The organism is Neisseria sp. HMSC065D04, assembly GCF_001815675.1.
Classification (GTDB): Bacteria; Pseudomonadota; Gammaproteobacteria; order Burkholderiales; family Neisseriaceae; genus Neisseria.
The window spans coordinates 6,830-16,623 of sequence record NZ_KV821532.1; the positions used below are offsets into that span (position 1 = coordinate 6,830).

Genomic DNA, 9,794 nt, shown 5'->3' on the forward strand with positions numbered 1-9,794 from the left:
CTTGTCCTGATTTAAATTTAATCCACTATATTACCGCTTATTTTTTGACAGATTCTTTACACAATATCCTGACAAAAGAGAAAGGTTGTCTGAAAACCGAATTTGGGTTTTCAGACGACCTTTTTGCATGGGGGAGCGAAAGCGGTGAAGGAGTTGCTTCCGGTTTACGGTTGGGTACGCCGTTTTCTGTCGGCGTGTTCCTTGAGGGTGGCACACATGCCGGCAGTGTTGCCGCCGTTCATGAGCATGACCGGTTCGCCGTTGAGGACGTAGCCGCCGCTGCCGTTGTCGGAGATGACCGTTTTGTTATCATCCAGTTTTAGGCTGTTTGGCGTTTTTTGCCAACGGCCGTTTTTGACCTCGTTTTGCACAGCCATGCAATAGCTGCCATTTGCCAGGATACCGACAAACTGCGAATCCATGGTCATGTAAACGCCGGGAGGCGGGGTTTTGGCAAATGCCTGTGTCGACAACATCAGAGCGGCGGCGGTTAGAAGTTGGAGGGTGTTTTTCATATTAAATTATGCGTTGCCGCGTTTCGGGTCGTTCGGGCGCAGTTGGGCGGCGAGTTTGTCGAGGATGCCGTTGACGAATTTGTGTCCGTCGGTGCCGCCGAAGGTTTTGGTCACTTCGATGGCTTCGTTGATGATGACGGGGTAGGGGGTTTCGGGCATCGCGCTCAATTCGTGGCATGCCATCAGCAGGACGGCGCGTTCGATGGAGCTGAGGTCTTTTTCGTCGCGGTCGAGCAGGGGGCGGATTTGCTGGATGTATTCGACGGCGTGGGTGTGCGTACCGAAGAAGAGTTTGTTGAACAGCTCTTCGTCCGCTTTGGCGAAGTCGGGCTGGTCTTGGATGTTTTTAGCGATTTCGGGGGCGGCGGTGTTGTTGATGCCGGCTTGGTAGAGGGCTTGTACGGCTAACTCGCGGGCGCGGCGGCGTGGGGTTTTCATGGGGATTCCTTCGTTGGCGGCACGGTGGGTGCGGTAATGAATGTTTCAGACGACCTCTGTCGGATGACGGGTCGTCTGAAAACGGTTTGTCCGGCAGATGGTGCGAAACCGGAATGCGGCAAAGCTATGGGTTTCGCGTTCGGGCTTATTCTTCTTCGTCGTCAAACTGCTCTTCAATCAGATAGTTGACGAGGTTGGCGCACTCGACGGCGACTTTGGCGGCGTCGGCGGCTTTTTCTTCAATGCGCGCGACGGCTTGTTCGTCGTTTTCGGTGGTCAGGATGGCGTTGGCGATGGGGATGTTGTAGTCGAGTCCGACACGGGTTACGCCTGAACCGGATTCGTTGGAAACGAGTTCGAAGTGGTAGGTTTCGCCGCGGATGACGACGCCGATGGCAATCAGCGCGTCGTATTGCTCGGAGGCTGCCATGTTTTGCAGGACGAGCGGCACTTCGAGCGCGCCGGGTACGGTGGCGACGGTGATGTTGTTGTCGGCTACGCCCAATTCTTGCAGGGTGCGGCAGCAGACTTTGAGCATTTCGCTGCCGATTTCGTTGGTAAAGCGGGCTTGTACGATGCCGATGCGCAGGTGTGCGCCATCGAGGTTCGGGGCGATGATGTTCATGGTGTTTCCTTGTATTTTGAGCGGTAAACGGGTTTTCAGACGACGTTTGGCTTTTCTGAAAACGATATTGGGGATTTATTCCTGCGGCTGCCAGTCGGCAACGGCTTGAAACTCGCCGTCTTCGCCGATTTCCCATGCGCTGCCTTCGGGTTGGGTTATCATCGCGGCGATGGCGGGATTGGACTGGGTGATTTCGGAAAGGCTGACGACGCTGAAATTGTCGGGATCGTCGGTGTATTCGTCGGTTTCGTCGCCGCTGAAGAAGCGCCAGCCGCTGTCGTTTTCGAAAACGGGGGCTTCGCGGTAGAGGAAGCCGACGGGTTCGCCTTGTTTGGCTACCGTATTGGTCACGATGCAGCGGTCGAGTGCGGCTGAGAGGGCTTGGGCAAATTTATTCATTGCGGTGTGTGCATGCCGTAAAAATTGTGCGGATTTTATCATGATTAGGGCAGCCTCTGCACCGTGTATCTTTATAGTGGATTAACTTTAAATCAGGACAAGGCGAAAGCCGCAAAGACAGTAAAGATAGTACGGCAAGGCGAGGCAACGCCGTACTGGTTTAAAGTTAGGCGAGGTAACGCCGTCCTGGTTTAAAGTTAATCCACTATATTTTTGCCGCTTATGGTTTGATGGTACAATGCTGGTCGTCTGAAACGGGCTGAGCTGTGTTTCAGACGGCTGTTGCAGCCCTAAAGTGTTTCCGTATTTGCATGAAGTGCCGAAACGCATTCGGGTTGGTTTGGGAGGCTGAATTTTCGCCGCCTCCCGCCCGATACGCCGAAGCAAGAAGAAAGACAAACGTCCTCATGAAAACAGATGTGTTAAAACAGCAGGCGCATGCCGCCATTCAGAATAAACTGGGTTACCGTTTCAAAGATACCGCGCTTTTGCAGCAGGCGCTGACCCACCGCAGCTACCATGCGAAAAACAACGAGCGTTTCGAGTTCGTCGGCGATTCGATTTTGAACTACACCGTCGCCAAAATGTTGTTTGATGCGTTCCCCAAGCTGACTGAAGGCGAGTTGTCGCGTTTGCGTGCGAGCTTGGTCAATGAAGGCGTGTTGGCGGAAATCGCTTTGGAAATGAATGTCGGCGACGGGCTTTATTTGGGCGCGGGCGAGTTGAAAAGCGGCGGATTCAGACGACCCTCCATCCTTGCCGATGCTATGGAAGCGATGTTTGCCGCCGTCAGCTTTGACGCGGATTTCGCTGAAGCGGAGAAAGTGGTGCGGCACTTGTTTGCCGAACGCGTCAAACGCGCCGATTTCAAAACGCAGGGCAAAGACAACAAAACCGCCCTGCAAGAAGCTCTCCAAGCCCGCCGCCTTGCCTTGCCCAAATACCGCATCGAGGAACAAATTGGTCATGCCAATGACAGTATGTTCCTGATTTCATGCGACTTGGGCGAACTCGGTTTTATCTGCAAAGCACAAGGCAGCAGCCGCAAGGTTGCCGAGCAGCAAGCCGCCAAAGAAGCGCTGCAATGGCTCGAGCAACACCACCCTTTGAAAAAAGCAAAAAAATAGCCGATTTATTTTTCAGACGACCTATGGATACAAAAAAGTCGTCTGAAACGTCAAACAGAAAGCCATCATGGACATCGAAACCTTCCTGCAAAACGAATCCAACCACCCCGCCGACTACCGCTGCGGCTTCGTTGCCATCGTCGGCCGCCCCAACGTCGGCAAATCCACGCTGATGAACCACCTCATCGGGCAAAAAATCAGCATCACCAGCAAAAAAGCCCAAACCACGCGCAACCGCGTTACCGGTATTTATACCGACGACACCGCCCAATTCGTTTTCGTCGATACACCCGGTTTCCAAACCAAACACCGCAACGCCCTGAACGACCGCCTCAATCAAAACGTCACCGAAGCGTTGAGCGGCGTCGATGCCGTCGTTTTCGTTGTCGAAGCCATGCGCTTTACCGATGCCGACCGCATCGTGATGGAACAACTGCCGACAAACACGCCCGTCATCCTCGTTATCAACAAAATCGACAAAAACAAAGCGGGCAATACTGGTTTGCAGGAATTTATCGACCAAATCAGCGCAGAATTCAAATTTGCAGGGCATGAAACCGTCAGCGCCAAACACGGATTGGGCATCGCCAACCTGCTCGCGCGCCTCAGACCTTACCTGCCCCAAAGCGTGCCGATGTATCCGGAAGAAATGGTGACCGACCGTTCCAGCCGTTTCCTCGCCACCGAAATCGTGCGCGAAAAACTGTTCCGCTACCTCGGCGAAGAGCTGCCCTACGCCATGAATGTGGAAATCGAACAATTCGAAGAAGAGGAAAACGGACTCTACCGAATCTACATCGCCGTATTGGTCGATAAAGACAGCCAAAAAGCCATCTTAATCGGCAAAGGTGGGGAAAAACTGAAAAAAATCTCCACCGAAGCCCGTCTCGATATGGAAAAACTGTTTGATACCAAAGTGTTTTTAAAGGTTTGGGTCAAGGTCAAATCAGGCTGGGCGGACGACGTGCGCTTCCTCAGGGAATTGGGTTTGTAGGTCGTCTGAAAATACAGTCTCAAATAAACAAAGGTCGTCTGAAAACAAGCATTGCAAGTTTTCAGACGACCTTTTTCATGGTCAGGCAATCAGTTCTTCATCGACTGCACCGGCGCGGGAATCCTGCCGCCGCGGTTGACGAACACTTCGCACGAACCTTCTTTAACCGGCATCACGGGCGCGTAGCCCAGCAGGCCGCCGAACTCGACGCTGTCGCCGACGGTTTTGCCCGTTACCGGAATGATGCGCACGGCGGTGGTTTTGCTGTTGATCATACCGATGGCGGCTTCGTCGGCGATGATGCCGGAAATCGTGTGCGCGGGCGTATCGCCGGGAACGGCAATCATGTCCAGCCCGACCGAGCAGACGGCGGTCATTGCTTCAAGTTTGTCCAGCGTCAGCACACCTGCTTCGGCAGCGGCAATCATGCCTTCGTCTTCGGAAACGGGGATAAACGCGCCGCTCAACCCGCCGACCGCGCTGGAAGCCATCATGCCGCCTTTTTTCACGGCATCGTTCAGCAATGCCAAGGCAGCCGTCGTGCCGTGCGTACCGCAAACGCTCAAGCCCATTTCTTCAAGGATGCGTGCCACCGAGTCGCCGACGGCGGGGGTCGGTGCCAGCGACAAATCGAGAATGCCGAATGGGATGCCCAGTATTTTCGAGGCTTCGCGGCCGATGAGTTCACCCACGCGGGTGATTTTGAAGGCGGTTTTCTTCACGACTTCGGCGACTTCGGTCAGGCTGACCGCGTCCGAATTTTCCAGCGCGGCTTTGACCACGCCCGGCCCCGATACGCCGACGTTGATAACGGCGTCCGCTTCGCCCGAACCGTGAAACGCGCCCGCCATAAACGGATTGTCTTCCACCGCGTTGCAGAACACGACGATTTTGGCGCAGCCGAAACCTTCGGGCGTGATTTCAGCCGTGCGCTTGATGGTTTCGCCCGCCAATCTGACCGCATCCATATTGATGCCTGCGCGCGTGCTACCGATATTAATGGAGCTGCACACGATGTCGGTGGTCTTCATTGCTTCAGGAATGGAGCGGATTAACACCTCGTCTGAAGGCGACATGCCTTTTTGCACCAACGCAGAAAAGCCGCCGATAAAAGACACGCCGATGGCTTTGGCTGCCTTGTCCAAAGTCTGTGCCACGCTGACGTAAGAATCGGCTTTGGTTGCCGCCGCGATTTGGGCAATCGGCGTGACGGAAATGCGCTGATTCACAATCGGCACGCCGTATTTGGCGGAAAGGTGTTTCGCCGTAGCGACCAAATCTTTGCCGACGGTGGTGATTTTGTTGTAAATGTTTTGGTTCAACACATCGATGTCGGTGCTGATACAGTCGTGCAAATCAATGCCTATGGTAATGGTGCGGACGTCGAAATGCTGGTCGGCAACCATTTTGACGGTTTCTAAAATTTCGCCGGATTGGATACTCATCACATTCCTCCGACTCAAATGCGGTGCATGGCTTGGAAGATTTCTTCATTTTGCATACGGATGTCGAGCGCGAGTTTTTTGCTCTCTTCCGCAAACAAATCCAGCATTTCCTGCCGCGATTTGGGGCATTTCGAGGTATCCACCAAGATAATCATGGTGAAGAAATCGTCCATCAGCTGCTGGCTGATATTGAGGATGTTGATTCGGTTTTCCGCCAAAATTCTGGAAACGTCGTACACGATGCCGACGCGGTCTTTGCCGATGACGGTGATGACTGAATTATTCATAAGTCAGGGTCCTTGTAGGGGTCGTCTGAAAAATCTGGTTCGGGAAATTATAGCACCGCTTTAAAATAAGATGGCTTGGATTGTTGACAATTTTCAGGTTTTGTCGGTTGGGGCGGCTGCGTATTGAATAGGATGGGCTGAGGATGATCGGCAGGTTTGCGATTGAGGGATTTTGGGTAAACCGATATTAATTTGTTCAAATATCCATGCAAACAGGCGTACCCAAACACGTCAATTTGCGTATAATGGCGCAAATTCCGATTAACCGATTCATGTAAATAAGGATTAAACCATGACATCTATCCACGACCAAATCAAAGAAGTTGTTACCACCCACCGCGTTGTTTTGTTTATGAAGGGTACGAAGCAGTTCCCGCAATGCGGCTTCTCTTCACGCGCCGTACAAATCCTCAGCGCCGCAGGCTGCACTGATTACGTTACCGTGAATGTTTTGGAAAACGATGCCGTCCGCCAAGGTATCAAAGAATACAGCGATTGGCCGACCATCCCGCAACTCTACGTAAACGGAGAGTTTGTCGGCGGTTCCGATATTTTGATGGAAATGTATGAAGCAGGTGAGCTGCAAGAATTGCTGAAAGCTTGATTTGCCTGATACGGAATCATGAAGAGGTCGTCTGAAATATTTCAGACGACCTCTTTTCATTTTAACCAAGACTCAAGAGGGGTTTATTCCTCGGGACGTTCGCCGTCGGTGTCGTCCAGTTTGCCTTCGGTGATATCGATGTTGATGCCCACGGCGGCGCGGATTTTGGCGTCGATTTCGTTGGCGATTTCGGGATTTTCTTTCAGCCAGACACGGACGTTGTCTTTGCCTTGTCCGATTTTGGCGCCGTTGTAGCTGTACCATGCGCCTGATTTTTCAACGATGTCGTATTTGACGCCGAGGTCGATCAGTTCGCCTTCCCAGCTTACGCCTTCGCCGTACAGGATATCGAATTCGGCTTGGCGGAACGGGGGGGCTACTTTGTTTTTGATGACTTTGACTTTGGTTTCGTTGCCGATGACGTCGTCGCCTTTTTTGATTTGTCCGGTGCGGCGGATGTCGAGGCGGACGGAGGCGTAGAATTTGAGGGCGTTACCGCCGGTGGTGGTTTCGGGGCTGCCGAACATCACACCGATTTTCATACGGATTTGGTTGATGAAGACGACCAGTGTGTTGGTGCGTTTGATGTGGCCGGTCAGTTTGCGCAGGGCTTGGCTCATCAGGCGGGCTTGCAGGCCGACGTGGCTGTCGCCCATTTCGCCTTCGATTTCGGCTTTGGGGACGAGGGCGGCTACGGAGTCGACGACGACCATGTCCACGCCGCCGGAGCGCACCAGCGTGTCGCAGATTTCCAGAGCCTGCTCGCCGGTATCGGGTTGGGAGAGGTAGAGTTCCTCTACTTTAACGCCGAGTTTGCGGGCGTAAACAGGGTCGAAGGCGTGTTCGGCGTCAATGAAGGCGCAGATACCGCCGTTTTTTTGGCATTGGGCGATGGCTTCGAGACAGAGCGTGGTTTTACCGGAGGATTCGGGGCCGAAGATTTCTACGACGCGGCCGCGCGGCAGACCGCCGACGCCGAGTGCCAGGTCCACACCGAGCGAGCCGGTGGAGATGACGTCAAGGTTTTCTTCTTGCTGGCTGCCGTCCATTTTCATGATGGAACCTTTGCCGAAGTTTTTTTCAATTTGGGCAAGGGCGGCGGCTAGGGCTTTGCTTTTTTCGTCTGACATAGTGTTGGTCTCGTTTGATGTTGATGAATTTAGCTAAGAATTTGTTTAGCTATTATCTCATAAATTAAGAAAAAGTATAGTTTATTTCGATTTTATTTTGACGTGCAGGCGGGCTTACTTGAAAAATTTTAAATAACTATTTGTTTCTAATAAAATTAAATGTTTTCTAATTTTTGAGCGTATCGGTGTTGCAGATTTTATTTGTTACAGAGGTCGTCTGAAAAATCGACTGTGGTTTTCAGACGACCCTTGTCCAATCCAATTACTTGCACACGGCGGATACTTTGATTTCGACCGCCCATTCCGGTTTGGCGAGTTTGGCTTCGATGCAGGCGCGTGCTGGGGCGCGGCCGGGGGCTGTCCAGGCATCCCAGGCTTCGTTCATGGCGGCGTAGTCGTTCATATCGGTCAGGAAGATGGTGGCTTCGAGGATGTGTGCTTTGTCGGTGCCGCATTCTTCAAGCCAGCGGTCGATTTGCGCCAGGACATTTTCGGTCTGGGCTTTGGCATCGGCTTCGGGATTTTCGGGAACCATGCCTGAGAGGAAGACGAATCCTCCGGCGCAGACGGCTTCGGAGTAGCGTTCGGTGGTACCGAGGTATCGGATATTCATTTGATATTCCTTGAGGTTGGGCGCACGGGGCATTCTGTCCTGTTGTCGGATTTCGGTTTTCCGATTTTGTCGGAACAGGATGGCGGATATTGGGCAGGGGCTTATGGTAACATTCAGCTTGATTGTCTGCCACAGCAGGCGGGCGGTTTTGTTGTTTTTGAAAAGATGCGGAAACTATTTTTACGCGTCATTGTCATATTAATTTTAGGTCGTCTGAATATTATTGGAACTGCATCATGAGCAAAAATACCGATTATCCGGTTACTCCTGCCGTCCGTTTCTTGCGTACACATCAAATTGATTTTGAGCCTTATATTTATGTTTATGAGGAACACGGCGGGACAGGGCAGTTTGCACAGTTGTTCGGCGTGGACGAGCATCAGGTGGTCAAAACCATCGTGTTGCAAAACGAAGCGAAGAAAGGGCTGGTTGTCGTAATGCACGGCGACAAGCAGATTTCCACCCGAAATCTGGCACGCGATTTGGGCATGAAACACATCGAGCCTGCCGATCCGAAACAGGCAAACAAATGGACGGGCTATCTGGTGGGCGGGACGACGCCTTTCGGTATGAAAACCCGGTTGCCTGTGTATGTTGAAAAAAGTATTTGGGATTTGGAGAAAGTTTATATCAACGGCGGCAAGCGCGGATTCATCATCGGTATCAGTCCGCAGGCTTTGCGGACTTTGAATCCGCAGGATGTACAGGTCGCCGTCTAAAGGGATGCAAAACGGTTTTTAAGTCGGGAAACGCAGATTCGGGCAAATTTGAAGGTTTTATAAAAAGAACACAATGCCTGATTTTATATCTGTTTTCATTCTGTCAAACAGCCTGTTGGCGTGATTTCACGGTATCGGGCTTTGGCAAACACAAACCAAAGAGGCACACCCTAATATGGAAAACCGTAATTTTTATGAAATTCTCGGCATTTCGGCGGATGCGGACATTGCAGAAATCAGAAAAGCCTATCGCGATTCGGCAATGAAATACCATCCCGATCGTAATCCCGGCAATCCCGAAGCGGAAGAGCGTTTTAAGGAAATCCGTCAGGCTTACGATACGCTGGTCGATCCCGAACGTCGGGCATGGTACGACGAGTCGCTCCGTGAATTCAGCGGTAGAAGCGGGCAGACCGCCAGCCAGCAGACCGGTAGCGAACATACGGCGGAAGCGCCGCGCCAAGACGGCGACCGGACTTATGTGATGGCGATGTATGCCTTGTTTGCCTTGGCATTTGCGACCTTCGTGATGCCTGTAGCCGGCATTGTTTTGGCGTATGTAAAACGTGGCGATATGGGCGACTCGGTTTATAATAACCACGCAGACTATCTGATTAAAACCTTCTGGGGCGGTCTGGCGGGGTTTGTTTTGAGTAAAATCACCGCGTTTATCGGCATCGGCTCCGTGTTGCTGTTTTTGGTATCGGTTTGGTTTGCTTACCGTTTGGCGGCAGGTTTCGTCAGACTGACGGACAACAAGCGTATGTCTTTGGATACTTGGTTCTAAGCGCAACCGCCCGCCTTGTTTTCAGACGACCTTCGCATCCCGGGGTCGTCTGAAATTTTTGTATGGGTCGTTTGCGGGAAACTATAGTGGATTAAATTTAAATCAGGACAA

General features: G+C 52.2%; 13 protein-coding genes. 5 read left to right on the forward strand and 8 right to left on the reverse strand.

Going from position 1 to position 9,794, the window contains the following annotated elements:
* Positions 1-164: 164 nt before the first annotated feature.
* The 4 genes from HMPREF3050_RS09475 to HMPREF3050_RS09490 all read right to left on the reverse strand — a co-directional run bounded on the left by HMPREF3050_RS09475 (position 165) and on the right by HMPREF3050_RS09490 (position 1,977).
* On the reverse strand, positions 165-515 hold the full coding sequence (locus HMPREF3050_RS09475) for a hypothetical protein (RefSeq protein WP_070774624.1): 351 nt from the start codon (positions 513-515) through the stop codon (positions 165-167).
* A gap of 6 nt (positions 516-521) precedes the next feature.
* Positions 522-953 carry a transcription antitermination factor NusB gene (gene nusB / locus HMPREF3050_RS09480; RefSeq protein ID WP_070774625.1) on the reverse strand — a complete coding sequence of 144 codons (432 nt, stop codon included), beginning with the start codon at positions 951-953 and terminating at the stop codon, positions 522-524.
* Between the two features lie 145 nt (positions 954-1,098).
* Entirely contained in the window at positions 1,099-1,578 is a 480-nt protein-coding gene (ribH, locus tag HMPREF3050_RS09485) for a 6,7-dimethyl-8-ribityllumazine synthase (RefSeq protein ID WP_003758639.1), read from the reverse strand.
* 75 nt (positions 1,579-1,653) lie between these two features.
* Positions 1,654-1,977: a DUF2185 domain-containing protein gene (locus HMPREF3050_RS09490; protein WP_070774650.1), complete on the reverse strand. Its 324-nt coding sequence runs from the start codon at positions 1,975-1,977 to the stop codon at positions 1,654-1,656.
* 407 nt (positions 1,978-2,384) lie between these two features.
* Here HMPREF3050_RS09490 and rnc point away from each other — a divergent pair, with 407 nt between their 5' ends.
* On the forward strand, positions 2,385-3,104 hold the full coding sequence (gene rnc, locus HMPREF3050_RS09495) for a ribonuclease III (RefSeq protein ID WP_070442350.1): 720 nt from the start codon (positions 2,385-2,387) through the stop codon (positions 3,102-3,104).
* Between the two features lie 67 nt (positions 3,105-3,171).
* Positions 3,172-4,098: a GTPase Era gene (era, locus tag HMPREF3050_RS09500; RefSeq protein WP_070774626.1), complete on the forward strand. Its 927-nt coding sequence runs from the start codon at positions 3,172-3,174 to the stop codon at positions 4,096-4,098.
* Positions 4,099-4,187: 89 nt separating this feature from the next.
* On the opposite strand, the gene HMPREF3050_RS09505 is transcribed toward era, so the two are convergent.
* Both HMPREF3050_RS09505 and HMPREF3050_RS09510 read right to left on the reverse strand, forming a co-directional pair.
* Positions 4,188-5,543, reverse strand: coding sequence for a PFL family protein (locus tag HMPREF3050_RS09505; protein WP_009174020.1), 1,356 nt, complete (start codon positions 5,541-5,543; stop codon positions 4,188-4,190).
* Between the two features lie 14 nt (positions 5,544-5,557).
* Complete coding sequence (locus HMPREF3050_RS09510) at positions 5,558-5,830, reverse strand: ACT domain-containing protein (protein WP_003758625.1); 273 nt, start codon at positions 5,828-5,830, stop codon at positions 5,558-5,560.
* A 292-nt stretch (positions 5,831-6,122) separates the two neighbouring features.
* On the opposite strand from HMPREF3050_RS09510, the gene grxD reads away from it, so the two are divergent.
* Positions 6,123-6,434: a Grx4 family monothiol glutaredoxin gene (gene grxD, locus HMPREF3050_RS09515; protein ID WP_003758621.1), complete on the forward strand. Its 312-nt coding sequence runs from the start codon at positions 6,123-6,125 to the stop codon at positions 6,432-6,434.
* A gap of 83 nt (positions 6,435-6,517) precedes the next feature.
* Here grxD and recA read toward each other — a convergent pair whose 3' ends face one another.
* Together recA and HMPREF3050_RS09525 are read right to left on the reverse strand one after the other, a co-directional pair.
* On the reverse strand, positions 6,518-7,564 hold the full coding sequence (recA, locus tag HMPREF3050_RS09520) for a recombinase RecA (RefSeq protein ID WP_003758619.1): 1,047 nt from the start codon (positions 7,562-7,564) through the stop codon (positions 6,518-6,520).
* A gap of 262 nt (positions 7,565-7,826) precedes the next feature.
* A complete protein-coding gene (locus tag HMPREF3050_RS09525) occupies positions 7,827-8,177 on the reverse strand; it encodes a RidA family protein (RefSeq protein ID WP_070774627.1) in 351 nt (116 codons plus the stop codon).
* 236 nt (positions 8,178-8,413) lie between these two features.
* On the opposite strand from HMPREF3050_RS09525, the gene ybaK reads away from it, so the two are divergent.
* Both ybaK and HMPREF3050_RS09540 read left to right on the forward strand, forming a co-directional pair.
* Complete coding sequence (ybaK, locus tag HMPREF3050_RS09535; protein ID WP_070774628.1) at positions 8,414-8,896, forward strand: Cys-tRNA(Pro) deacylase; 483 nt, start codon at positions 8,414-8,416, stop codon at positions 8,894-8,896.
* 175 nt (positions 8,897-9,071) lie between these two features.
* Positions 9,072-9,683, forward strand: coding sequence for a DnaJ domain-containing protein (locus HMPREF3050_RS09540; protein WP_003758609.1), 612 nt, complete (start codon positions 9,072-9,074; stop codon positions 9,681-9,683).
* Positions 9,684-9,794: the final 111 nt, after the last annotated feature.